Below are 23,484 nucleotides of genomic sequence, written 5' to 3' on the forward strand. Positions count from 1 at the left end.
ATGTCGGACTTACAGGGTCAGGGACAGCTTGAAATTTTCGTCCATGGTCGCGCAGGAGGCGGCAAACCGGGCCTGCTCCTCCGGCGCGAGCTTCAGTTCTATGATATCCGCCACGCCATGGCGGTTCAGCCGGGCGGGAACGCTGGCGTAGACGCCGTTCTGGCCGTACTGGCCCTCCAGCAAGACGGAGACCGGAAGGATCCGGTCCTCATCGTGGAAGATGGCCCGGACCACCTCGGCAATGCTGGCGCCGATTCCAAACTCGGTGGATCCCTTCCCGCCCAGGATGGTCCAGCCGCCGGCTCTCCCCGCCGCGGCAATGGCGTCCAGGTCCAGCTTGCCGTAGGTATCCGGCCGCTCCTCCCGGAGCTGAGCCAGGGGCTTTCCGGCAATGCTCACCACGGACCAGGGGACCATCTGACTCTCCCCGTGCTCTCCCAGGGCGTAGGCGGTAATGGACTTCTGATCCACGCCGATGGCCTCGGCCAGAGCCCGGCGAAGGCGGGCGGAGTCCAGGGTGGTGCTGGTGGAGAGAATGCGCCGGGGGTCCCAGTTCAGCTTGTGCTGAATGTAATGGGCCACCACGTCGGCGGGATTTGAAATACTTAAAATGATTCCGGCAAAGCCGGACATTCGGATGGCCTCCGTCACGTCCTTCATAATCTCGATGGTCTGGCGCAAGGTGTCCATGCGGGTCTGCCCCCTGCTCATATCCGGCAGAGGGCCCGCCGCCACAATCAGCAGCTGGGCGTCCGCCGCGTCGCCGTAGTCCCCCGCCCTGACAACCGCCCGGCTGGGTAAGTAAGCCGTGGCGTCGAACAAATCCAGCGCCTGCGCCTCCGCCTTTTTCCGGTCCACGTCGATGAATACGATTTCCTCGGCGAGTCCCTGGGAAATCAGGGCATAGCCCGCGTGGGAACCCACATGCCCCGCGCCGATGACAACAATTTTCCGCTTTTGCAGTTCCATGTTCCTCTCTCCTTAATGACGGGTCCTGTTCACAACCCGATTTCCAATAAACTCAATCACGCAGACGATGACCACCAGCAGCACCACCGTCACGTTGGTCACGTCGGCCCAATTCCGGTCGTGGCCGTAACGGACGGCAAAGTCCCCAAGGCCCCCGGCTCCCACCACGCCGGCCATGGCCGTCAAGTTCAAAAGGCTTACCAGGGTGATGGTGGTCCCCCGGGCGATGGCGGCGACGCTCTCCCGGAGGTAGACCCGGAAGATGATCTCCAGAGGGCTGGAGCCCATGGAAAGGGCCGCCTCCACAAGTCCGTAGTCCAGTTCCGCCAGGGCGCTTTCCACCTGCCGGGAGAAAAAGGGCACAGAGCCAAAGACCAGGGGCACGATGGCCCCCCGTACGTACAGCGTGGTTCCCATCAGGGCCCGGGACAGAGGCATCACCCAGGTCAGCAGGATGATGAAGGGGATGGACCGGAAGAGGCTTACCACCTTGTCCACGATCTGGTACAAGGGACGGTTCTCCAGGATGGCCCCCGGCTTCGTCACCGTCAGCAGCACCCCCAGAAGCATCCCCAGCAGGAAGGACACCGCCCCGGACCACAGAACCATCAGCAGCGTGTCCGCCACCGCCTCCCAGAGATCAGGAAGCCGCTCCATCACATGGGGCATCCAATTAACCAGCGTCTTGCGCATCCTTCAGCACCTCCACTCCCACGTTCTTCTCGATCATGTACTCCACTGCCGCCGTGACCTGGGCCCGCTCTCCGCCGATGATGGCCACCGTACCGCCGATGGGCGCGCCCTGGACGATCTCGATGTCGGCGAAGATGATGTTCAGCACCACGCCGAAGCGCAGGGACGCCTCGGAGATGACAGGCTCTGAAGGGCTCCGCTCCACATAGCTCAGCCGGACGATCAGCTCCCCGGGCCCCAGGCGGACGATGGGGGAGTCCTGGGCGATCAGCTCCTCGATCTTCTGGAGGTTGGACGTGGTACGGACAAAGCTCCGGGTAATGGGAGCCTTGGGGTCCGCGAAGATGGAGAAGATCTCCCCCTGCTCCACCACGCAGCCCTGCTCCATCACCGCCACCCGGCCGCAGATTTCCTTCACCACCGCCATCTCGTGGGTGATGACCACCACGGTGATGCCCAGAGTCTCATTCAGCCGCTGGATGAGGCGGAGGATGGACTTGGTGGTCTGGGGGTCCAGGGCGGAGGTAGCCTCGTCGCAGAGCAGGACGCTGGGGTCGTTGGCCAGGGCACGGGCGATGGCCACTCGCTGCTTCTGTCCGCCGGAGAGCTGCCGGGGATAGGCGTCCGCCTTGTCCCCGATTTCCACCAGGTCCAAAAGCCCCCGGACCTTTTCCTCGATCTCCCGTTTGCTCAGGCCGCTGCCCCGGAGGGGGTAGGCCACGTTGCCGAACACCGTCCGGGAGGGCATGAGGTGGAACTGCTGGAAGATCATGCCGATTTTCTTCCGGGCCTGGCGGAGCTCCCTGGCCGGGAGGGCCGTCAGCTCCTGCCCGTCCACCGTCACCGTTCCGGCGGTGGGCCGCTCCAGCAGGTTGATACATCGGACCAGAGTGGACTTTCCAGCCCCGGAGAAACCAATGATCCCGAAGATTTCTCCCTTTTCAATCGTGAGGGAGACGTCCCGGACAGCATGGACCTGCTGGGGGCCGCTGTCAAAGTCCTTGGAAATGTGATTGAGCTCTATCAAAAAGAATCCCTCCTTTTAGGCGCAAAAAAGCGGGGAGCTCACAGCTCCCCGCTTTGGTCGGCAGTCGTTGAAACGGCGCGGCGCGTCAGGTCAAACGATCCCCAAATGGTTCGGGCAGGCGGCAAGTGAGCGCAAGGAAGCCTGGACATTCATCATGCCCATGCACATGCCGCCCTGCATTCGGAAACCCTGGTAAAACATTGCACGCCCTTCTTTCATTAACGAACTATGATAGTAGGTATATTAGCATGTCTGGTCATCACTGTCAATGGGAAACTGAGAAAAAGGGAAAGTCTGTCGGATGCGCCAAAGGTTTACCGCGCTGCGGCGGAATTTTTGGATGCTCGCTTAGTCCGCGAACAGCGGCGTGGAGAGGTAGCGGTCCCCGGTGTCCGGCAGCAGGGCCACGATGGTCTTTCCCTTGTTCTCAGGCCGCTTGGCAAGCTCCATGGCCGCCCAGACCGCCGCGCCGGAGGAGATACCCACCAGCACGCCCTCCTTCTTCCCCACCAGCTTCCCGGCGGCGAAGGCATCGTCATTTTCCACCGGGATGACCTCATCATAGATCCTGGTGTCCAACACGTCGGGGACAAAGCCCGCGCCGATGCCCTGAATCTTGTGGGCCCCGGCGGTGCCCTTGCTCAGCACCGGGGAGGACGCGGGCTCCACGGCCACAACCTTGATGGCGGAATTTTGTTCCTTGAGGTACGCTCCCACGCCGGTGAGGGTTCCGCCGGTGCCCACGCCCGCCACGAAGATATCCACCTTGCCCTCGGTGTCCTCCCAGATCTCCGGGCCGGTGGCGGCCCTGTGGGCGGCAGGGTTGGCGGGGTTCACGAACTGTCCGGGAATGAAGCTGTTCGGGATCTCCTTGGCCAGCTCGTCGGCCTTGGCGATGGCGCCCTTCATGCCCTTGGCCCCTTCGGTCAAAACCAGCTCCGCGCCATAGGCCTTCATGATCTGGCGGCGCTCCACGCTCATGGTCTCCGGCATGACGATGATGATGCGGTACCCCCGGGCGGCGGCCACGGAGGCCAGCCCAATTCCCGTGTTGCCGGAGGTGGACTCAATGATGACGGAGCCGGGCTTCAAAAGGCCCTTGGCCTCGGCGTCGTCGATCATGGCCTTGGCGATCCGGTCCTTGACAGACCCGGCGGGGTTGAAGTACTCCAGCTTCGCCAGGACCCGGGCCTCCAGGCCCTCTTCCTTTTCAATGTGGACCAGCTCCAAAAGGGGCGTTTTGCCGATCAGCTGGTCGGCGGATGTGTAAATCTTGCTCATGATAAAAATCCTCCTCAATCTATGTTGTTATCGTGTCACCATGCGGAATGGGACCGGCGACATCGAAAGGAGGCGCGGTATAGCTTCATAAATACCAACCTTTCTAGTGGGTTAATCTGGATTATATGCCTACCGCTTCCTTTTGTCAAGCGTTATTTAAAAAGATTTCTATTGATTCCCTATTAACCCTGCTTTATAATGGGTTTATCTCTGGAAGGAGGAATACCATGCTGATTTCGACAAAGGGCCGCTATGCCCTGCGGGTTATGGCTGACCTGGCTGAGCATCCATCGGAGGGGTACGTTCCCCTGAAAGCAATCGCACAGCGGCAAGAAATTTCAGAAAAATATTTGGAAGCCATTATCAAGACGCTGGTCAAAGCCAGGCTGCTCACCGGCGTGCGGGGCAAGGGAGGCGGTTACAAGCTGACGCGCAGACCGGAGCAATACACGGTAGGAGAGGTCTTACGGCTGACGGAGGAAACGCTGGCGCCCGTTACCTGTCTGGAGGAGACCGCAGACGTCTGTCCAAGGGCTTCGGATTGCCGTACTTTGCCGGTCTGGAAAGGGCTGAACCGGGTTATCAATGAGTATCTGGATCACATTACAATAGCGGATCTCACCCATTCATGTGACGCCGGAAACAATTATGTAATATAAGGAAGGCCGCCGGTTTCCACGATTCTGTGGGACTCGGCGGCCTTTGTCAGCTTTTTTCGACGGAAAGTTGTTCCAGGGGAAAGGTCTTAACCGTCTGGGCGACTGTTTCCCGGCAGTCGGAAAAGAAGTGGTCTGTCGGGTAGCTGACCAGACGGAACAGGACGCCGTTTTGCTTTTGGACAGCACGTTCCAGAGGGACACAGTGATGTTCCGGCGGCGTATAAACATCCAGACTTCCGGCGACGCACAAGACCGGTTTTTTTGACAGCGGCTCCGCCAGCCCCTCCAAACGGAACTCCTGGCTGTGAGCAACCGTTTCCTCCAGCAGAGCCTTTCCACTGGTGCCGTTCAGCCATGGAGCGCTGTCTTCCAGCACCTGGCGGATGGTTTCGGCAGCGGCGGCGTCACTGGCGGCAATCTGCGGAAAGCGCCCAATATCACAGGGCATCATAAGGACTCCGGCTCTGATTTCCGCCCGGTGAGCCGTCAGATGCGCACAGACGAAGCCTCCCATGCTGTGGCCGACCGCGTAGATTCGTTCTTTGTCAATACCATGCGCGGTATCTTCCACAAGATAGTCCAGAACGGTGTCGGCGTCCTCCAGATCATGGGTCAAGGAGTAATCCCCATCACTGCCCCAGCTGCCGCTGTAGTGAAACACCAGCACATGAAAGCCTGCCCGGCGGAGCGCCTGCGCCAGGTCAAAATTTCGCTCGCAGCCGGGAATCCCATGGAGCAGCAGGACGGTGGGATGCGGACCCGGTTCTCCGGCGGTATAGAGTACGGACAGCAGCCTGCCCCGCTTGCCGGGAATCAGAATCCCGTGGATATCCGGGCGGCAGTCGCCGCCGTACCGCGTTCCCTTACATCGCGCAAACACGCTCACTCGCAGTAGCCTCCCCTTTCCCGCCGTTTAGTTTCCGGAAACGGCTTTCTCTGTTTTTTCGTTTAAGTTTTGTTTGTACCAATCCCTTCCGTACAGCGCTCGTGTCACCAGCATGGAGGCCGCTGTGTCGCCGCAGGAGTTGATCAGGGTACAGCCGGCGTCAAAGAGTTGAGTCATCATCAGAAGCACCGGCAAGGCCGCGGCAGGAAAGCCAAAGGCGGAAATCACCATGGTTTCCATCGCCGCGCCGCCGCCGGGAACAGAGGACACGGCCACAGAACCGGCTACCGCAATGACCAGAGCAAAGGCAAAATCGCCAATGCTGTTCAACGGACGACTAAACAGGGCGCAGCAGAGGACAATTTCATAAATGGTAGCGATACAGGCCCCATCCATGTGACAGGTTGCTCCCACCGGCACGACCACAGAGCTGACCTCCCGGGGAACCCCCAGCTTGTCGCAGGCATCCAACTGCAAAGGCAGAGCGGCAGCGGAGGAACGGGTGCCAAGAGCAGTCAGGGCAGGTGTGAGGATATTTTTGAAGTAGTTCTTCACGCCCCAAGGTCCCGCCGTCAGGAATGCGTAGAGGGCCAGAAATACGAAGAAATAAATGATGGCGGCGGGATAGTAGATCAGCAGTCCCCGGACGTAGCTTTTCAGCAGATCCGCTCCATAGGTTCCGGTCAGATTTGCAAAATAGGCCAGAAGGCCCAAAGGGGCCAGCTTCATCAGCAACGCCACCATTTTGTAAAACACCAGAGACAAATTGCTCAGCCATTCCGCCACCGGGCGGCCCTTCTCACCCAGAACGGACACTGTAATTCCAAAGAACACTGTGAAGACGATCAGAGCCAGGATGTGCCCCCTGGAAATCACCAGAGGGAAGTCACTGACGGTAAACGCGTTGACAATCTGTTCACCGATTCCGGCCGCTGCCCGCTCTCCAGCCGCCTCTCCCGCCTCAATCTGAATGGAGGTATCCACGCCAAAGATTCCGGTGACCAAAAACATATAGATCCCGGCAGCGGCGGCTGTAAGGACAAAGATACCGATGGTCAGCGCCAGCATCTTCCCCACCCGGCGGGTGTCGGTAATTCCCGCAATGGAGCTGGAGATAGAGAAGAAAATCAACGGCACCAGCAGAACGAACAGCATATTCAGCCAGATCTGTCCGATGGGGTAAAGGAACGCGGCCTTTTCTCCCAGGACAATTCCAAGGACCGCTCCCAGGGCCACGAACGCAATCAGAATCAAGGGTTCCCGATAGGAGGATGTTTTTGATGTCATGGTCAATGCGCTCCCTTCATTTTGTGAAAATCAGATGATATATTCCACAGTCGTTTCCGCAGTCAGCTTTGTGTTCTCATTGAACAGCAAGACAGCTTCCCGTTTTTCCGGGGGCGGCAGGGCGTATACGCTGTTTCCCTCAAAACAGTGGATTGGCGCGATGCGATTATAGGCGTCCGGGCAAGCAGTTTCAACCCGAAGATCGAGGTCATCGAAAGGCTCCGTTCTGTAATAGGGGTCGAAGAAGTATACCATGTCCTTCTGAATACCTGTCAACAGCACATAGTGCCAGCCCTCCAGGTCCACCCGGACAACGGCGGCCCCCTTGCGGCGCAGGGCATCTGACAGCCCTCCGTTTTGCGAAAAATTCACCTCCCGTCCGGAGAGATATTGGCTTGAAACCGGCAGATGACCCGCTTGGCCAAAACCACTCAGCCAATTGCCGAGGAACATCATGGCCATGCAGGAGGTTCCGCACTTTCCGCTGGCGCCGTCCGGGCCGAAGCAGTCCAGACAGTACAGCATGATATTCCGGACGATTTCCGGAGGGATCTCCTCCCGGTGAAACAGGTAGCTGATTGCGTTGAGCATGGAAGTGGGTCCACAGTCATATTCTGTCATTTGATAGTGCAAAGGGTTTTTCATTTTACTCTCCTTGTATTCCAGGCACATGACTCTGACCGGCGGGCAAGATTCATCAAATCATAACGACATTATACACCTATTAACCAACTTTATAAATAGGTATATTGCCTATTTTTCCACGTACTGCCTTTTCATATTTCGGCAGGCGTATGATGGTTCCTTGGAATCAGCGCTAAAAGCAGAGGAAAACCCCAGACGCTGTGCATCTGGGGTTTCGATGAAGAATCTCTACAGCAGAGCGGTCTTCATGGACCGCACGTAGTCCCCCACATAGGGCGCGGCCTCCCGGCCATAACGGGCGATGAGCTTGACGATGGCGCTGCCCACGATGGCCCCGTCGGAGAGGCCCGCCATGTTTCTCGCCTGCTCCGGCGTGGAGATGCCAAAGCCCACGGCGCAGGGCAGGTCCGTATTGGCCCGGATGAGCCGCACCATGGCGCCGATGTCCGTGGTGATCTCGCTGCGTACCCCCGTGACCCCCAGGCTGGAGACCACGTAGACGAACCCGGCGGCCTCCCGGCAGATGGCGGCGATCCGGTCCTCCGAGGTGGGGGCCACCAGGGAGATGAGGTCCAGGCCGTACCGTTTGCAGAGGGGGTCGAACTCCTCCTTTTCCTCAAAAGGCACATCCGGCAGGATGAGGCCGTCGACGCCGGTCTCCGCGCAGGTGGAGATGAACCTCTCCGAGCCGTAGGAAAACACCACGTTGGCGTAGGTCATGAAGACCATGGGGACCGCCACGTCCCGCCGGAGGTCCCGGACCAGGTCGAAGATCTTGTCCGTGGTGGTCCCGGAGGCCAGGGCGCGGACGTTGGCCTCCTGGATGACGGGGCCCTCGGCGGTGGGGTCGGAAAAGGGGATACCCAGCTCGATGAGGTCCGCCCCGGCCTCCGCCATGGCCCGGACGGCCCTGGCGGTGGTCTCCAGATCCGGGTCGCCGCAGGTGATGAACGGGATGAACGCCTTGCCCTTGGCAAAGGCTCTGGCAATGTTACTCATGGAGATCCTCCCCTCTGTAGCGGGCGATGGCGGCGCAGTCCTTATCGCCCCGGCCCGAGATGTTGACAACGATGATTTGATTCTTCCCCATCGTGGGGGCCAGCTTCATGGCGTGGGCCAGGGCGTGGGCGGACTCGATGGCGGGGATGATCCCCTCCGTTCGGCTCAGGTACTCGAAGGCCTGGACGGCCTCCTCGTCGGTGACGGGCACATACTCCGCCCGGCCCGTGTCGTGGAGCATGGCGTGCTCCGGGCCGATGCCGGGGTAGTCCAGACCGGCGGAGATGGAGTACACCGGGGCGATCTGGCCGTATGCGTCCTGGCAGAAGTAGCTCTTCATGCCGTGGAAGATGCCCTCCCGGCCTGTGGCAATGGTGGCGGCGGTCTCGGGGGTGTCCACGCCCCGCCCGGCGGCCTCGCAGCCGATGAGCCGGACAGAGGGGTCGCCGAGAAAATGGTAGAAGGCCCCGATGGCGTTGGACCCGCCGCCCACGCAGGCGACCACCGCGTCGGGGAGCCGCCCCTCCTTTTCCAGGAGTTGCTCCTTGATCTCCTTGGAAATCACCGCCTGGAAGTCCCGGACGATGGTGGGAAACGGGTGGGGGCCCATGACGGAGCCCAGGCAGTAGTGGGTATCGGAAATGCGGTTGATCCACTCCCGGAAAGCGGCGGAGCAGGCGTCCTTCAGCGTCCCGGTGCCGGTGGTGACGGGGACCACCTCCGCCCCCAGGAGCCGCATTTTGTAGACGTTCAGCGCCTGGCGCTTCGTGTCCTCCTCCCCCATGAAGACCACGCAGGCCATGCCCATCAGGGCGGCGGCGGTGGCGGTGGCCACGCCGTGCTGCCCCGCCCCGGTCTCGGCGATGAGCCGGGTCTTGCCCATCTTCTTGGCCAGCAGGGCCTGGCCTAAGACGTTGTTGATCTTGTGGGCCCCGGTGTGGTTCAGGTCCTCCCGCTTCAAATAGACCTTGGCCCCGCCCAGATCCCTTGTCAGCTTCTCCGCGTAATAGAGCCGGCTGGGCCGCCCGGCGTACTCGTTCAAAAGCTCCGTCAGCTCCGCCTGGAAAGCCGGGTCGGCCTTGCAGCGGCCATAGGCCGCCTCCAGCTCCAGCACGGCGTTCATCAGCGTCTCGGGGATGTACTGCCCCCCGTGGACGCCGAACCGTCCCTTTTGATTTGTCATAGAAAATTCCTCCTCAATTTTGGCAGCAAAAAACCGCCCTCGATGAAATCACATTTCATCAAGGACGGTCAAAAAACCGCGGTGCCACCTTGTTTCACGGCAAAAGCCGTGCCCTCAGCAGGGTACTATCATACCCCCGGCAAGATAACGCCTGCCTCCAGCGTCGCGAGCTACTGACGGGGGGAAAATCCCCGCTTTTGCCGCGCCCTCCGTGACCCATTGTGGCCGTCCACCTCTCGGCCCGGATTCCACCATCCCGGACTCTCTGCGCGCGCGTAAGCGGCCTTTACCTTCACTTCAACGGTTTACTTTGTTAGATTGCGGCCATTATAGCGCGGCCGCCGCCAGTTGTCAAGAGAAAGTTTCAAAGCGTTAAATTGCCTATTGACAAAACAGGCTTTTCGTGCCATACTCCAATTACCAATAAAAACAGTAGGTAATAAAACGGAGGTTCTTATGAAAATATACGCGGACAATGCGGCTACGACGAAAATGAGCCGGGCCGCTATCGACGCCATGCTGCCCTATATGGACGGGCTCTACGGCAACCCCTCCAGCCTCTACGCCTTCGGCCAGCGGGCCAAGGAGGCTCTGGAGGACGCCCGGGCCAGGATTGCCGCCTGCCTGGGCTGCGAGGCAAAGGAGCTCACCTTCACCTCCGGCGGAAGCGAGGCGGACAACCAGGCTATCCGCTCCGCCGCCGCCCTGGGGGCCCGGAGAAATAAGCGCCACATTCTCTCCACCGCCTTCGAGCACCACGCCGTGCTCCACACCCTGAAAAGGCTGGAACAGGAGGGGTTCCAGGTCACCCTGCTGGACGTCCACGAAAACGGCCTGGTAACGCCGGAACAGGTCCGGGAGGCCCTCCGGCCGGACACCTGCCTGGTGACGGTCATGTACGCCAACAACGAAATCGGCACCGTCCAGCCCGTCTCGGAAATCGGGGCGGTCTGCCGGGAGGCGGGGGTGCTGTTCCACACCGACGCGGTCCAGGCGGCGGGGCACCTGCCCATTGACGTGAGGCGGCAGAATATGGACCTCCTCTCCCTCTCCGCCCACAAGTTCCACGGGCCCAAGGGCGTGGGCGTCCTGTACGCCCGCCGGGGCGTGGCGCTGACGAATCTCATCGAGGGCGGCGCCCAGGAGCGGGGCAAGCGGGCCGGGACGGAAAACCTTCCGGGCATCATGGGCATGGCGGCGGCGCTGGAGGAGTCCTGCGCCCATCTGACGGAAAACGCCGCCACCGTCTCCGCCCTGCGGGACCGGCTGATCGCGGGACTCTCGGAGATTCCCCACAGCGTTCTGAACGGCGACCCGGCAAAGCGCCTCCCCGGCAACGTGAATTTCTGCTTCGAGGGCATTGAGGGCGAGTCCCTGCTGCTCCTGCTGGACGAAAAGGGAATCTGTGCCTCCTCCGGGTCCGCCTGCACCTCCGGGTCCCTGGACCCCAGCCATGTGCTGCTGGCCATCGGGCGGCCCCACGAAATCGCCCACGGCTCCCTGCGCCTGACCATCAGCGAGGAGACCACGGAGGAGGACGTGGAGTATCTGATCGAAGCCGTCCGGGACGTGGTGGCGTACCTGCGGAGCATGTCCCCGGTGTGGCGGGATTTAGAGAGCGGCAAGACACCGCATATCATCTGAGGAGGAGTGAAATCATGGCTTTATACAGTGAAAAAGTGATGGACCACTTCCGCAATCCCCGAAACGTGGGAGTTATTGAGGACGCCGACGGCGTGGGCGAGGTAGGCAACGCCAAGTGCGGGGATATCATGAAAATCTACCTGAAAATCCGGGACAGCGTCATTGAGGACGTGAAATTCGAGACCTTCGGCTGCGGCAGCGCCATCGCCTCCAGCTCCATGGCCACGGAGATGATCAAGGGAAAGCCGGTTTCTGAGGCCATGGCCCTGACGAACCAGGCGGTGGCCGAGGCCCTGGACGGCCTCCCGGCCCACAAGCTCCACTGTTCCGTCCTGGCGGAGGAGGCCATCAAGGCGGCGCTGAAGGACTACTATGACCGGCACGGCATCGCCTACGACCCGGCCCAGTTCCCGGACTGCGCCCACTGTGAAGGCTGTGGGCAGTAAGGTTTTGGTCGCCATGAGCGGCGGCGTGGATTCTTCCGTCGCCGCTCTTTTGCTGAAGAGGCAGGGGTATTACTGCGCCGGTTGTACTATGAGGCTTTACGACAATCAGGAGGCGGGGATCTCAAGCCATCGGACCTGCTGCTCCCTGGACGACGTGGAGGACGCCCGGGCGGCGGCCTTTCGGCTGGAGATCCCCTACTACGTGTTCAACTTCAAGGACGCATTCCGGACAGCGGTGATGGAGAAATTCGCCGCCGGTTACGAAAGCGGCCTGACGCCCAATCCCTGCATTGACTGCAACCGGCATCTGAAATTCGGGATACTTTTAGACCGGGCCAGGGTCTTGGGCTTTAACTATCTCGCTACCGGGCACTATGCGCGGATTGAACAGCGGGGCGGGCGGTATGTCTTGAAAAAGGCCTTGGACCCGGCCAAAGACCAGAGCTATTTCCTTTACAGCATGACCCAGGACCAGCTGGCCCACACCCTGTTCCCCCTGGGCGGGCTGCGAAAAGCCCAGGTCCGCCAAATCGCGCAGGACGAAGGGCTCCTCAATGCGGAAAAACCGGACAGCCAGGATATCTGCTTTGCCCCCGACGGGGACTACGCCGCCGCCGTGGAGCGTGTTTCAGGCAGGGCCTCTGTGCCCGGGAACTTTGTGGACGCCGACGGGAAGGTCCTGGGGACCCACCGGGGCGTCATCCACTACACCATTGGCCAGCGGCGGGGCCTGGGAGTCTCCGCCCCGGAGCGTCTCTATGTCCGCGCCATTTCCGCGAAGGACAACACGGTCACCCTCGGCACAAAGGACACGCTGCTCCGCGCCTGGATCGGCGTTGGGGCGTTCTACTGGATTTCCGGCGAGGTGCCAAATATCCCCTTCCGCTGCGGCGTCAAGCTGCGGAGCACACAAAAGGAGCTCCCCGTCATCGTCTTTCCCGCCGGTCTAAACCGGGTACGCGTGGTATTTGACGAGCCCCAGCCTGTCCCCGCGCCGGGGCAGGCAGCGGTTTTGTACGACGGAGACACGGTGCTGGGCGGCGGTGTCATCCTTCCATCGGATTAACTGTTCAGAAACGGAGGAAACCATGAAGCTGGCAATGTCACAGACCGCCATGAGCGGTTCCATCCAGGAGAACCTGGACAAAACCCTCCGGGCGATCCGCCGCGCCGGAGAGGACGGGGCGGATTTGATCTTCTTCCCCGAGATCCAGCTCTCTCCCTTTTTCCCTCAGTACGAGAAACGGGACGCCGGCCCCTGGGTCATGACGCCGGACGGCCCGGAGCTGACAGCCATTCGAACCGCTTGCCGGGAGGCCCGTATCTGGGCCAGCCCCAACCTCTACCTGGAGCTGGACGGCAGGCGCTATGACGCCTCGCCGATGATTGGGGTGGACGGAGAGATTATGGGCATCTCTAAAATGGTCCACATCTCCCAGTCCCGGTTTTTCTACGAGCAGGATTACTATACGTCCTCCGACGACGGCTTCAAGGTCTATGACACCCCCTTCGGGAAAATCGGGATTGTCATCTGCTTCGACCGGCATCTGCCGGACGGGATTCAAAGCTGTGCCCGGCAGGGGGCGGAGCTGGTGTTGATTCCAACCGCCAACATTGTAGGCGAGCCGCTGGAGCTGTTTGCCTGGGAGGTGCGGGTACAGGCCTTTCAAAACACCGTGTTTACCGCCATGTGCAACCGAGTCGGCCGGGAGGACCAAATGGAATTTGCCGGACAGTCCCTGCTGGCCGCGCCCAACGGGGCGCTTCTGCACCTGGCCGGGGATGGTGAGGAGCTCATTCTGCTGGACGTTCCCCTGGAGCAGACCGCTCAGGAACGGGCGGCCCGGCCCTGGCTGACTTTGTAAAAGCGGAACTGACCTTATAAAAAATCTTTAAATTGGATATTCACAAAAGGTCAGCTATAAAGTATACTGTCGCAAAGACTTCTTACTGGAGGCATTTGACATGAAGCAAACTTGGACTACGCAAAAGATCGTGTACACCGCCGTGCTGGCGGCCCTGGTGTGCGCGGTGACGTTTTTCCGTTTTCCCCTCTTCGGCTCGAAGATCCACTTCGCCAACGCTCTTTGTCTGCTAAGCGGCCTGCTGATGGGACCCCTGGCCGGCGGGCTGGCGGCGGGCCTGGGCTCCACGCTGTATGACGCCCTGTTCGGCGGGTACGACCTGCTGAACTGCTCCATCACCTTTGTGACCAAATTCCTCATGGCCTGGATCTGCGCCAAAATCGCCTTCTCCGGCGGAACGGAGGCCGGGAATCACAGCCGGAACATTGCCGCCTGTGTGGCCGGGGCCCTGTCCTACGTGGCCATGTACATGCTGAAAACCTTTGTGTTCCAGATGTTCGTCTACGGCTATCCTATGGAGACCGCCGTGGTCACCATGGGCAGCAAGCTGCCCGCCTCCCTCCTCAACGCCATCGCCGCCATGATCGCTACGCCGGTGCTGTACGCCGCCCTGTCCCCCTCCCTCCGTCAGGCGGGGCAGCTGGAAAAAATGCGGGCCTAAGAAATTGCCTCTTGACAAGGGGCGCTTCCCGCGCTATACTGCACGCATAAACCGTTTAAACCGTTGAAGCGGAGATCAAACCGGCTATGCCCCCACAGAGAGCCCGTGGCGCTGGGAATCGGGCGGGAAACAGACCAGCAAATGGACCGCTGAGGGTCCGGGCAAAGGCGTTTCGCCGAGTACCCCGGAACGTGTGGGCATACGTCAGTTGCCGGGGGTATGTTGGTACTCCGCTGAGGGCGCGGTCTCTCTGGGCCGCGAAGCAAGGTGGCACCGCGAGCGTTTTCGCCCGTCCTTGACTGATTTGTTGGTCAAGGGCGGGCGTTTTTGTTTTGTCCGCCCGGAAGGAGGAACCCATATGTACTATCCGTCTCTCAAGGAGGCCCGGGCCCTGGCGGGCTCCGGCGACTACCGCCGCATCCCCGTCAGCCGGGAGCTTTTCTCCGACTTCATCACCCCCATCCAGGCCCTGCGGGTGCTCCGGGCCGGGAGCGGGCACTGCTTCCTGCTGGAATCCGCCGCCGACAGCGCGGGTTCGGGAAGATACACCTTCCTGGGCTTTGACCCCGCCCTGGAGATCACCTGCAAGGACGGCATCCTCCAGATACGGAGCCTGGACACGGTCCGGACGGAGATCCAGCACCCCGCCTCGTTTCTCCGCAAGCTCCTGGCGGAGCACAAAAGTCCCCGGATACCGGGCCTGCCGCCCTTCACCGGCGGGCTGGTGGGCTACTTCGCCTACGACTACCTGAAGTACTCCGAGCCGTCCCTGAAGCTGGACGCCCAGGACCGGGAGAAGTTCCAGGACATGGACCTGATGCTCTTTGATAAAATAGTCTGCTTTGACAACTACCGCCAGAAGATCATCCTCATGGCCGGGGCGGACACGGCGGACCTGGACGAGAGCTACCCCGCCGCCTGCGGCGAGCTGGAGCGAATGGCCGCCCTCCTCAAGCACGGCCGGCCCATGGAGCACCAGCCCGGACGGCTGACCACGCCCCTGACGCCCCTCTTCGACCTGCCCGCCTACAAGGCCATGGTGGAGAAGGGCAAGCGGTACATCCGGGAGGGGGATATCTTCCAGGTGGTGCTGTCCAACCGGCTGGAGGCGGGCTTCGAGGGTTCCCTGCTGGACGCCTACCGGGTGCTGCGGGCCAGCAATCCCTCGCCGTACATGTTCTACTTCACCAGCGACAGCATGGAGCTGGCGGGGGCCTCCCCGGAGACCCTGGTGAAGCTGGAGGACGGGGTCCTGCACACCTTCCCCCTGGCCGGGACCCGTCCCAGGGTGAAGACCCGGGAGGAGGACGCCGCCCTGGAAGAAGAACTTCTCCACGACGAGAAGGAGCTGGCCGAACACAACATGCTGGTGGACCTGGGCCGGAACGACCTGGGGAAGATCAGCCGCTTCGGCACGGTGGAGGTGGAAAACTACCTCTCCGTCCTCCGCTTCTCCCACGTCATGCACCTGGGCTCCACCGTCCGGGGCGTCATCCGGGAGGACAAAGACGCGCTGGACGCCCTGGACGCGGTGCTCCCCGCCGGGACCCTCTCCGGGGCCCCCAAGCTCCGGGCCATGGAGATCATCAACCAGCTGGAGGACGACAAGCGGGGCGTCTACGGCGGGGCCGTGGGCTACCTGGACTTCGCCGGGAACCTGGACGCCTGCATCGCCATCCGGCTGGCCTACAAGAAAAACGGCCGGGTGTTCATCCGGGCCGGGGCCGGCATCGTGGCCGATTCCGTCCCCGAGCGGGAGTATCAGGAGTGCGTCAACAAGGCCCGGGCCGTGGTGGAGGCCCTGGAGCTGGCCCAGAAGGAGGCGGATTTATGATTCTGCTCATTGACAACTATGACAGCTTTTCCTATAACCTCCATCAGCTGGTGGGGTCCATCCAGCCGGATGTCAAGGTCGTCCGGAACGACGAGTTGACCGTCCCGGAGATCGGGGCCCTGGCTCCGGAGCGGATCATCCTCTCTCCCGGCCCCGGCAGGCCGGAGGACGCGGGCATCCTCATCGAGGCCGTGAAGGCCCTGGGGGACCGTATCCCCATGCTGGGGGTGTGCCTGGGACACCAGGCCATCTGCGCCGCCTTTGGCGCGACGATCACCTACGCCAAGCGGCTCATGCACGGCAAGCAGTCCGCCGTGACATTGGACCCCGGCTGCCCCCTGTTCCGGGGACTGCCGGAGCGGGTCCCCGTGGCCCGCTACCACTCCCTGGCGGCGGACCCGGACACCCTGCCGGACTGCCTGGCCATCACCGCCCGGACGGAGGAGGGGGAGGTCATGGCGGTGCGGCATGACCTGTATCCCATCTTCGGCGTGCAGTTCCACCCGGAGTCCATACTGACCCCGGACGGGAAGACCATGCTGGAAAATTTCATCCATCTATGATTCAAGGAGGATTTTGTTATGATTAAGGAAGCCATTGTGAAAATTGTCGACAAGCAGGACCTGACCTATGAGGAAGCCTATCAGGTCATGAACGAGATCATGAACGGGGAGACCTCCGCCACCCAGAACGCGGCGTTCCTGGCGGCCCTCTCCACCAAGAGCACCAAGGCGGAGACCATCGACGAAATCACCGGCTGCGCCGCCGCCATGCGGGAGCACGCCCTCCGGGTGGACGCGGGGGACATGGAGCTGATGGAGATCGTGGGCACCGGGGGCGACGGGGCCCACAGTTTCAACATCTCCACCACCTCCGCCTTCGTATCCTGCGCCGGGGGGCTGAAGATCGCCAAGCACGGCAACCGGGCCGCCTCCTCCCAGTGCGGCACCGCCGACTGCCTGGAGGCCTTGGGGGTGAACATCGACCTTTCGCCGGAGCGCTGCGTGGAGATGCTGAAAGAGGCGGGCATGTGCTTTTTCTTCGCCCAGAAGTACCACACTTCCATGAAGTACGTGGGGGGCATCCGGAAGGAGCTGGGCATCCGGACGGTCTTCAACATCCTGGGTCCCCTGACCAACCCCGCCCGGCCCCGGCGCATTCTCCTGGGGGTCTACGACCCCTCCCTGGCGGAGCCCCTGGCCCAGGTGCTGATGAAGCTGGGCGTGGAGCGGGGCATGGTGGTCTACGGCCAGGACAGGCTGGACGAGATCTCCCTCAGCGCCCCCACCACCGTCTGCGAATTTGACAGCGGAGCCAGCCGGACCTATGAAATCACGCCGGAGCAGTTCGGCCTGACCCGCTGCCAAAAGTCGGACCTCACCGGCGGGACCCCGGAGGAGAACGCCGCCACGACCCGGGCCATCCTCAGCGGCACGGAGCGGGGGCACAAGCGGGATGTGGTCTTGATGAACGCCGGAGCGGCCCTCTGCATCGGCGGCAAGGCGGAGAACCTGGCCGGAGGTGTGAGGCTGGCGGGGGAGCTCATCGACAGCGGAAAGGCCCTGGCGGCGCTGGAGGCGGTGCGGGCCGCTTCCCAGAGGGGATAAGCTATGGGGACCATTTTGGATACCATCGCCGCTCACGCCCGGGAGCGCGTCGCGGCGGACCGGGCGGCCCTGCCCCTGGAGACCCTGCGGGAGCTGTGCCGGGCGGACGGTCCGGGAGGCGGGGACCGTTTCCTGGCGGCGCTGAAACAGCCGAGGATGCGCTTCATCTGCGAAATTAAAAAAGCATCCCCCTCCAAGGGCGTGATCTCGGAGGACTTCCCCTATCTGGACATCGCCCGGGAATACGAGGCCGCCGGGGCCGACGCCGTGTCCTGCCTGACGGAACCCAAGTGGTTTTTGGGGTCCGACGGGATTTTCCAGGCCGTCCGCCGGGAGATTTCCCTCCCCATGCTCCGCAAGGACTTCACGGTGGACGAGTATCAGATTTACCAGGCCCGGTACCTGGGGGCGGAGGCGGTGCTGCTGATCTGCTCCTTGCTGGAGACGGAAACCCTGGCCCGGTTCCTGGACCTGGCTCACCGCCTGGGCCTCGCCGCCCTGGTGGAGGCCCACGACGAAAAAGAAATCCGTTCCGCCGTGGAGGCGGGGGCGGAGATCATCGGCGTGAACAACCGGAACCTGAAGGACTTTTCCGTGGATTTCTCCAACGCCGCCCGGCTGCGGGACCTCATCCCGCCGGGGTGCGTGTATGTGGCCGAGAGCGGCGTCACCGGCCCGGAGGACGCGGCGGCGCTGAGAAAAACCGGCGCGGACGCGGCGCTCATAGGCGAAGCGCTGATGCGGGCGGAGGATAAGAGCGCCCTGCTGAGGGCCATGCGGGAGGCGGCGGTATGACGAAGATCAAAATCTGCGGCCTCTTCCGGCCCTGTGACATCGAATATGTCAACGCCGTCCGGCCCGACTGGTGCGGCTTCATCGTCAACTTCCCCAAGAGCCACCGGAACCGCACCCCGGACCAGGTCCGGGCCCTGCGCCGGGGGCTGGCGGAGGGCGTCGTCCCCGTGGGGGTCTTCGTGGACCAGCCGGTGGAGGACGTGGCGGCACTGCTGAACGACGGCACCATTTCCGTGGCCCAGCTCCACGGACACGAGGACGCCGCCTACATCGCCGCCCTCCGGGCCGCCGCCCCGGGCCATCCGGTGTGGAGGGCCTTCAAGGTCCGGGGGCCCGAGGACCTGGAGGCCGCAGGTGCCTCCCCGGCGGACCTGGTCATCCTGGACAATGGCTACGGCACCGGGGAGACCTTCGACTGGTCCATGGCGGGAGGCGTGGCCCGGCCCTTCCTGCTGGCCGGGGGGCTGACGCCGGAGAACATTCCGGACGCGATACGCCTTCTCCACCCCTACGGGCTGGACATCTCCAGCGGCGTGGAGACGGACAAACAAAAGGACCCGGAAAAAATCCGGGCTGCAGTGGCCGCCGCCAGGAAAGCCTGATTCGGGTTGGGGAAACTTCCGCAGAAGCATGGCTTTATCATGTTGTGTTTACTACATTGATAAGCCCTCTTTCCCTTCAGTATTTGTTGCACATATCAGTGATAGTACTATTTGACTGGATCAATATGTGATTACGTCTCCTCGTGCTTCGCTTCCACAAGATTGTTCCTCCATTTCGTCTGAATTTTGGAGATACCCTGAAAGCATGGCGTAGGAGACAGATGAAAGGAATTGACTGATTGGAACGGACCGGACCTTGGTCAAAAAAAGTAGAAACGAATTCCGAGGTAGAGTGTGGAGCTTTGCCTCGGAATTCTTTTGATATTCCAAGGCACTGTAGTCTAGCAACACATAGATTCCTAGAAAACACCCCTTGCTTCGGCTGTATCAGGATGGAGAAAAATTATACATAAGTCCTTCTGCTCAGCGTAGGATTCCATTTGGGTCAAATCTTGAAAAGAATCATCCGTGTGCTCACTTACTGCGATTAAAAACTGAGAATGGTCTACAAGATAGCGGTTGGTCAAAACATAGTTTTCCTGGCTGGCGGATTTTCCAAGTGTAATGCACTCAACACAGCATCGAATCAGAGTCTCCATCCGTTTCCTGCTCTTGATGTCCCATTGTGTGTTGTAGTCGGGGAACGGCAGAACAGTAGCAAGCTCAATATCCTCATAGCCCGGCTGTGATTTCAGTTGAAGCGCCAGCTCCCCGGCCCACATGTGTACACCGATAGCACTCGTGATATAAAACCGGCGGACGCCTTTTTCATTATAAAGACGTTTCATCTGGGTCAGCATAGACTTCTTAATTTTCTTGCACAGCTTATAGGCCTCATTGTACTTGAACTTAAACCGGGTGGGCTTGGGGCCGGTAAAAGTACATGCGTTTTTCAAGAAATAACCCCCCTTTTTTTGATATACCCCTCATTATAAACGCATTAGATAATAAATTCCATCTATAGCATGTTAATTTTTTACGCTATGGCGGATAGAATGTTATTGTTAGGAGGGGTAAGATGGATGAACTGATACAAAGCATGGGAGAACGTCTGACAAAGCGCAGAAAGCAGCTCCGCCTGACCCAAGAGGAGCTTGCCGAGCGGGCGGAAATGACCACACAAACAATCTCAACAGCAGAGACTGGGCGGAAGGCTCTGCGCCCCCAAAATATCGTCAAGCTGTGCCGTACACTGGAGATCAGCGCGGATTACCTGCTGTTTGGAGAGATATCCAATGGCGATGTAGCGCCCCTCGCTGCTAAGGTTTCTCAATTATCTCCAGAACAATACCATTATCTGGAAGATATTATAAACAGTTTTATTTCTGCGGTCAATACAGACAAGCAAACAGAAAGTGAGACTTGACGAATTCCTGGCAGGAATGTCAAGTCTCACCTTTTCGTCTGAATTAGTGGGGATTACTATAGTAAAGCATGATAATCGCGGCATCCATACAAGATGCGTCGGATTTGTACGATATCTCCGTCCACGACGTAAAAGACCAGATACTTTTCGATGATCAGGCAACGGTAGCCTTTTGCGGCCAACGCAAGGTCCTTTGGACGCGGGCATCGTTCCGGCATATGAGAAAGGCTTGCAATTTGCTCAGTGAGGAGGTCGTAGTAACGCAGAGCGGCTTCAGGGGACAGTGTATTCAAATAGTCGATGATATCCATCAGGTCCTGTTTGGCCGTTGGGTAGATCTTGACCTTATACTTGTCCATGCAGACGTCCTCTCAGCTTGCGAGCCACGGTCAGGAAGTCCTCACCCTCGGCGCCGGACGCGATTTCCTGCTCCGCTGCTGCCAGCTTTCCGTATAGGTCAATCAGCGCCTGCTGACGTTCGTATTCCTCCAAACTGAGCACCACCATATCGCCTGTCCCGTTCCGGGTGATGTAAACAGGCTCGCCGGTCTGCCGGCAAAAATCCGAGATCTCATTGGCGCTGTTGCGGAGATCGGAAATGGGGCGGATACTTGGCATAACATGCACCTCCTTCTAATCGAGAGTATAGCAAAATATTGAGTAAATATCAATGTATATTTGCAGAGTCCCGCATAAATTCAGGATGAAAGAAATCGCCCATATACTTCCCAATTGGAGTACACGGGCGATTTTGTTATTGGATCGCATCCTTCAGGGGCTTGCCGGCCTTGAACACCGGGGCCTTGGAGGCGGGAATCTCGACAGGCTCCTTCGTCTTGGGATTGCGCCCAGTGCGGGCGGCCCGAGACTTTACCTCGAAATATCCGAAGCCAACCAGCTGGACCTTGTCACCGGCCTTGAGGGCCTGCTCCACTGCTTCCGTAAATGCGTTCAGCGCGGTTTCGCAGTCCTTTTTGGAAAGGCCGCTGATTTCAGACATGGCGGCAATCAACTCGTTTTTATTCATTGGAAATCTCCTTTTGTCTGTTGTTGTACGCTCAAATACGCCTGCGTATTATAGCCGACTTGTCCGGAAAATGCAACTCATAATTTAAAGTTCTATGGTGTGCTCATGGCCGCAAGCTGCTTCCTGGCTTTGGCCACCCAGGCGGTCACATGGTTGGCCTGGACGCCGAACCGCTCACCGATCTCCCGGCTGCTGTAGCCCTGGGCCAAAAGATGGATGGCCTGGAAGCCCTTTGCAGTGACGCCGCAGGCAGACGCCTCCGCTCGCTCCAGGCGGTTTAGCAGTTCTCCGCATACCATCTGCTGTTCCAGAGACTCGCCGGACTCCGAAAGCAGCAGCTCCGCCGGATCAGTGGCCATCTCCGCGGCCCGGCGGGTGGAATACTCCAGTGCGCTGTACAGTTCGTTGCGGATGACGATGTAGGCGTAGGTTGAAAACTCTCCCCGGCCCGGCTTGTCCGTCAGGACTGCCTTGCACAGTCCCATATACCCGATCTGCTTCAGGTCATCGTAGTCATATACGCCATTGCTGTACTGGTGGACGCAGTCCTTGATGACCTGGCCTACCAGGCCCATGTTTTCTTCAACCCGCCTTTGTTCCGCGCCGGTAAGTGGACGCATATCGTTCCCTCCCTTCAGTCTGACTGCTTTTTGGCTCCTTGGGTGTGTTTCTGGCCAGCAGCTTCTCGCTCTCCTCAATCACCACACGGCAGTAATACTCGCCAAGGTATCCGATGTGCGCATAAGCCATAGGGGCCTGCACAATACCGGACAGCCAGCGGTATGCCTCCCGCTTCGTCATCAGGCCGGACTCGTAGAGCCGGTTGAAGCTGACGTGGGCCGCCCTCCGCAGCCGCCGCAGCTCCGGCCACGCCAGAGTACCCATCGGTTTCTGCGTGTCCGACCTGGCCAGCACATAGGAGTCGCACTCCGGGTATCTGGGGCACACATAGGCCATTGTGCCTGGCTTTGCTCCTCCGCACACCTCACCGGCGGGCCGAAGCACCGCCTGGCAGCCGCAGGAGCAGCGCGGCCAATCGGCGCCGGCCGGGGTGCGCCTGTTCCTGGAACCACGTTTCTTGCTCATTGTCGATACCTCCTATTCCAATGCGCACCTCTATGCTCGTAGTGAAAAACGCAAAAAAGCCGGAAGGCCGCTGAAAAAAGACAGCACAGAATCAAGCGCTGGCGTATTGGTGTCTCATCCAGCAATTGACTCTGTACTGTATTTCAGCAGCCTTCCGGCTACACGTTTTTTTGCAAGGCCCACGCTATTGTGGATCTGCGCATGACGGCGATCCGTAACGATTCCCCGCCCTGTTTCCGGCAGGTCTGCCGCTGAGAGAGGACAGCGGATCGAGAGCCTGAGCGCGTTCCTTGGTATGTTCTAAATATACCATATCAGGGCAAAAAAGTCAATCAAAATATGAAATATCTACAGTTTATTAACACTTTTTCGCCCAAAGTCAATCTGGGAGAACAAAGCCGCTTCTACAGGGCGTCTTCATCGTCTTCCCAGTTGTCATAGTGGGGACGCCGCTGGTGTTTCATGTAGACCAAGGCGGCGATCACGATGACGGCCAACAGCAGCAAAAGGAAAACCGCCAGCAGGTGGGAGGAAGAATCGCCTTCGGTGGGTTCCTGCGGTGCGGGTAAATCCTCCGCCGGTTCCTTTACCGGTTCCACTTCCGGCTCTGGGAGCGGGACTGAGGATTCCAGGCAGCTGAGCGTATAAGTGCTGCTTCCCCCCAGGTCCATGGTGAGGACGCCGGTTTCATCCACTACCACAGGGACGGGAAACTTACCGGCGTCCGTGCGAAGCTCGAACTCCACACCGGCCCAGCGCGTGCCCAGCTGAAGAACCAGCTGATCGGGTTGCTTTGTGATGCGCGGCGTATTTTCGTCCGTGTCCGCCAGGGCGGCGGGGGTCAGAGACAGCATCAGGAGAACAGTGAGCAGCAGCGCGGCCCATCGCCGGGGAGAAATGCTGGAGATGTTCATGATGGCGC

28 protein-coding genes are annotated in these 23,484 nt (G+C 60.2%); 12 read left to right on the forward strand and 16 right to left on the reverse strand.

From position 1 onward, the window contains the following. Nucleotides 1-9: 9 nt before the first annotated feature. The 4 genes from Q1M04_RS04185 to cysK all read right to left on the reverse strand — a co-directional run bounded on the left by Q1M04_RS04185 (nucleotide 10) and on the right by cysK (nucleotide 3,970). Nucleotides 10-969 carry an L-lactate dehydrogenase gene (locus Q1M04_RS04185; RefSeq protein ID WP_300346250.1) on the reverse strand — a complete coding sequence of 320 codons (960 nt, stop codon included), beginning with the start codon at nucleotides 967-969 and terminating at the stop codon, nucleotides 10-12. A 12-nt stretch (nucleotides 970-981) separates the two neighbouring features. Then, complete coding sequence (locus Q1M04_RS04190; protein WP_300346248.1) at nucleotides 982-1,662, reverse strand: methionine ABC transporter permease; 681 nt, start codon at nucleotides 1,660-1,662, stop codon at nucleotides 982-984. Next, nucleotides 1,643-2,689, reverse strand: a complete 1,047-nt coding sequence (locus tag Q1M04_RS04195) for a methionine ABC transporter ATP-binding protein (RefSeq protein WP_300346247.1) — start codon at nucleotides 2,687-2,689, stop codon at nucleotides 1,643-1,645. The genes Q1M04_RS04190 and Q1M04_RS04195 overlap by 20 nt, the downstream gene beginning before the upstream one ends. 348 nt (nucleotides 2,690-3,037) lie before the next feature. Beyond that, nucleotides 3,038-3,970, reverse strand: coding sequence for a cysteine synthase A (gene cysK / locus Q1M04_RS04200; protein ID WP_300346246.1), 933 nt, complete (start codon nucleotides 3,968-3,970; stop codon nucleotides 3,038-3,040). Nucleotides 3,971-4,197: 227 nt separating this feature from the next. Between cysK and Q1M04_RS04205 the strand changes: the two genes are divergently transcribed. Next, nucleotides 4,198-4,629, forward strand: coding sequence for an Rrf2 family transcriptional regulator (locus Q1M04_RS04205; protein WP_300346245.1), 432 nt, complete (start codon nucleotides 4,198-4,200; stop codon nucleotides 4,627-4,629). Between the two features lie 46 nt (nucleotides 4,630-4,675). On the opposite strand, the gene Q1M04_RS04210 is transcribed toward Q1M04_RS04205, so the two are convergent. The 5 genes from Q1M04_RS04210 to trpB form a co-directional block, all read right to left on the reverse strand. Beyond that, on the reverse strand, nucleotides 4,676-5,515 hold the full coding sequence (locus Q1M04_RS04210) for a S9 family peptidase (RefSeq protein WP_300346243.1): 840 nt from the start codon (nucleotides 5,513-5,515) through the stop codon (nucleotides 4,676-4,678). Between the two features lie 27 nt (nucleotides 5,516-5,542). Then, entirely contained in the window at nucleotides 5,543-6,802 is a 1,260-nt protein-coding gene (locus tag Q1M04_RS04215; protein ID WP_300346242.1) for a dicarboxylate/amino acid:cation symporter, read from the reverse strand. Nucleotides 6,803-6,832: 30 nt separating this feature from the next. Continuing rightward, nucleotides 6,833-7,447 (reverse strand): peptidase C39, encoded by a 615-nt coding sequence (locus Q1M04_RS04220; protein ID WP_300346241.1) that lies wholly within the window; start codon nucleotides 7,445-7,447, stop codon nucleotides 6,833-6,835. 228 nt (nucleotides 7,448-7,675) lie between these two features. Continuing rightward, nucleotides 7,676-8,446, reverse strand: a complete 771-nt coding sequence (gene trpA / locus Q1M04_RS04225; RefSeq protein ID WP_300346240.1) for a tryptophan synthase subunit alpha — start codon at nucleotides 8,444-8,446, stop codon at nucleotides 7,676-7,678. Then, nucleotides 8,439-9,629, reverse strand: a complete 1,191-nt coding sequence (gene trpB, locus Q1M04_RS04230) for a tryptophan synthase subunit beta (RefSeq protein WP_300346238.1) — start codon at nucleotides 9,627-9,629, stop codon at nucleotides 8,439-8,441. The genes trpA and trpB overlap by 8 nt, the downstream gene beginning before the upstream one ends. 456 nt (nucleotides 9,630-10,085) lie before the next feature. Here trpB and nifS point away from each other — a divergent pair, with 456 nt between their 5' ends. The 10 genes from nifS to Q1M04_RS04280 all read left to right on the forward strand — a co-directional run bounded on the left by nifS (nucleotide 10,086) and on the right by Q1M04_RS04280 (nucleotide 19,083). Beyond that, complete coding sequence (nifS, locus tag Q1M04_RS04235; protein WP_300346236.1) at nucleotides 10,086-11,273, forward strand: cysteine desulfurase NifS; 1,188 nt, start codon at nucleotides 10,086-10,088, stop codon at nucleotides 11,271-11,273. Nucleotides 11,274-11,287: 14 nt separating this feature from the next. Then, the gene (nifU, locus tag Q1M04_RS04240; RefSeq protein WP_300346234.1) at nucleotides 11,288-11,719 is read left to right on the forward strand and encodes a Fe-S cluster assembly scaffold protein NifU; all 432 of its coding nucleotides are present in this window, start codon (nucleotides 11,288-11,290) and stop codon (nucleotides 11,717-11,719) included. After that, complete coding sequence (gene mnmA / locus Q1M04_RS04245) at nucleotides 11,709-12,785, forward strand: tRNA 2-thiouridine(34) synthase MnmA (protein WP_300446642.1); 1,077 nt, start codon at nucleotides 11,709-11,711, stop codon at nucleotides 12,783-12,785. The genes nifU and mnmA overlap by 11 nt, the downstream gene beginning before the upstream one ends. A 22-nt stretch (nucleotides 12,786-12,807) precedes the next feature. Beyond that, nucleotides 12,808-13,584: a carbon-nitrogen hydrolase family protein gene (locus Q1M04_RS04250; RefSeq protein WP_300346230.1), complete on the forward strand. Its 777-nt coding sequence runs from the start codon at nucleotides 12,808-12,810 to the stop codon at nucleotides 13,582-13,584. 100 nt (nucleotides 13,585-13,684) lie between these two features. Continuing rightward, entirely contained in the window at nucleotides 13,685-14,245 is a 561-nt protein-coding gene (locus tag Q1M04_RS04255) for an ECF transporter S component (RefSeq protein ID WP_300346228.1), read from the forward strand. Nucleotides 14,246-14,603: 358 nt separating this feature from the next. Further along, nucleotides 14,604-16,079 carry an anthranilate synthase component I family protein gene (locus Q1M04_RS04260; RefSeq protein ID WP_300346226.1) on the forward strand — a complete coding sequence of 492 codons (1,476 nt, stop codon included), beginning with the start codon at nucleotides 14,604-14,606 and terminating at the stop codon, nucleotides 16,077-16,079. Beyond that, the gene (locus tag Q1M04_RS04265) at nucleotides 16,076-16,642 is read left to right on the forward strand and encodes an aminodeoxychorismate/anthranilate synthase component II (protein WP_300346224.1); all 567 of its coding nucleotides are present in this window, start codon (nucleotides 16,076-16,078) and stop codon (nucleotides 16,640-16,642) included. The genes Q1M04_RS04260 and Q1M04_RS04265 overlap by 4 nt, the downstream gene beginning before the upstream one ends. Nucleotides 16,643-16,660: 18 nt before the next feature. Continuing rightward, a complete protein-coding gene (trpD, locus tag Q1M04_RS04270) occupies nucleotides 16,661-17,686 on the forward strand; it encodes an anthranilate phosphoribosyltransferase (RefSeq protein ID WP_300346222.1) in 1,026 nt (341 codons plus the stop codon). 3 nt (nucleotides 17,687-17,689) lie between these two features. Further along, the gene (trpC, locus tag Q1M04_RS04275) at nucleotides 17,690-18,481 is read left to right on the forward strand and encodes an indole-3-glycerol phosphate synthase TrpC (protein WP_300346220.1); all 792 of its coding nucleotides are present in this window, start codon (nucleotides 17,690-17,692) and stop codon (nucleotides 18,479-18,481) included. Then, nucleotides 18,478-19,083: a phosphoribosylanthranilate isomerase gene (locus tag Q1M04_RS04280; protein WP_300346218.1), complete on the forward strand. Its 606-nt coding sequence runs from the start codon at nucleotides 18,478-18,480 to the stop codon at nucleotides 19,081-19,083. The genes trpC and Q1M04_RS04280 overlap by 4 nt, the downstream gene beginning before the upstream one ends. A 359-nt stretch (nucleotides 19,084-19,442) precedes the next feature. Here the strand turns inward: Q1M04_RS04280 and Q1M04_RS04285 are convergent, their stop codons facing one another. After that, entirely contained in the window at nucleotides 19,443-19,979 is a 537-nt protein-coding gene (locus Q1M04_RS04285) for an SLOG family protein (RefSeq protein ID WP_300346217.1), read from the reverse strand. A gap of 122 nt (nucleotides 19,980-20,101) precedes the next feature. On the opposite strand from Q1M04_RS04285, the gene Q1M04_RS04290 reads away from it, so the two are divergent. Then, on the forward strand, nucleotides 20,102-20,449 hold the full coding sequence (locus tag Q1M04_RS04290) for a helix-turn-helix domain-containing protein (protein ID WP_300346216.1): 348 nt from the start codon (nucleotides 20,102-20,104) through the stop codon (nucleotides 20,447-20,449). 56 nt (nucleotides 20,450-20,505) lie between these two features. Here the strand turns inward: Q1M04_RS04290 and Q1M04_RS04295 are convergent, their stop codons facing one another. From Q1M04_RS04295 to Q1M04_RS04320, 6 genes are all read right to left on the reverse strand, one after another. After that, nucleotides 20,506-20,808, reverse strand: a complete 303-nt coding sequence (locus Q1M04_RS04295; protein WP_300346214.1) for a type II toxin-antitoxin system RelE/ParE family toxin — start codon at nucleotides 20,806-20,808, stop codon at nucleotides 20,506-20,508. Next, a complete protein-coding gene (locus Q1M04_RS04300; protein WP_300346212.1) occupies nucleotides 20,795-21,067 on the reverse strand; it encodes a type II toxin-antitoxin system Phd/YefM family antitoxin in 273 nt (90 codons plus the stop codon). The genes Q1M04_RS04295 and Q1M04_RS04300 overlap by 14 nt, the downstream gene beginning before the upstream one ends. 136 nt (nucleotides 21,068-21,203) lie before the next feature. Beyond that, on the reverse strand, nucleotides 21,204-21,476 hold the full coding sequence (locus Q1M04_RS04305) for an HU family DNA-binding protein (protein WP_300346210.1): 273 nt from the start codon (nucleotides 21,474-21,476) through the stop codon (nucleotides 21,204-21,206). Nucleotides 21,477-21,568: 92 nt separating this feature from the next. After that, entirely contained in the window at nucleotides 21,569-22,096 is a 528-nt protein-coding gene (locus Q1M04_RS04310; RefSeq protein WP_300346209.1) for a sigma-70 family RNA polymerase sigma factor, read from the reverse strand. Then, entirely contained in the window at nucleotides 22,059-22,562 is a 504-nt protein-coding gene (locus Q1M04_RS04315) for a zinc-finger-containing protein (RefSeq protein ID WP_300346208.1), read from the reverse strand. Before Q1M04_RS04315 ends, Q1M04_RS04310 begins: the two co-directional genes overlap by 38 nt. A gap of 404 nt (nucleotides 22,563-22,966) precedes the next feature. After that, complete coding sequence (locus tag Q1M04_RS04320) at nucleotides 22,967-23,476, reverse strand: hypothetical protein (RefSeq protein ID WP_300346206.1); 510 nt, start codon at nucleotides 23,474-23,476, stop codon at nucleotides 22,967-22,969. Nucleotides 23,477-23,484: the final 8 nt, after the last annotated feature.

The sequence above is a fragment of the uncultured Oscillibacter sp. genome, from assembly GCF_950073225.1.
Taxonomy (GTDB): Bacteria; Bacillota; Clostridia; order Oscillospirales; family Oscillospiraceae; genus Oscillibacter.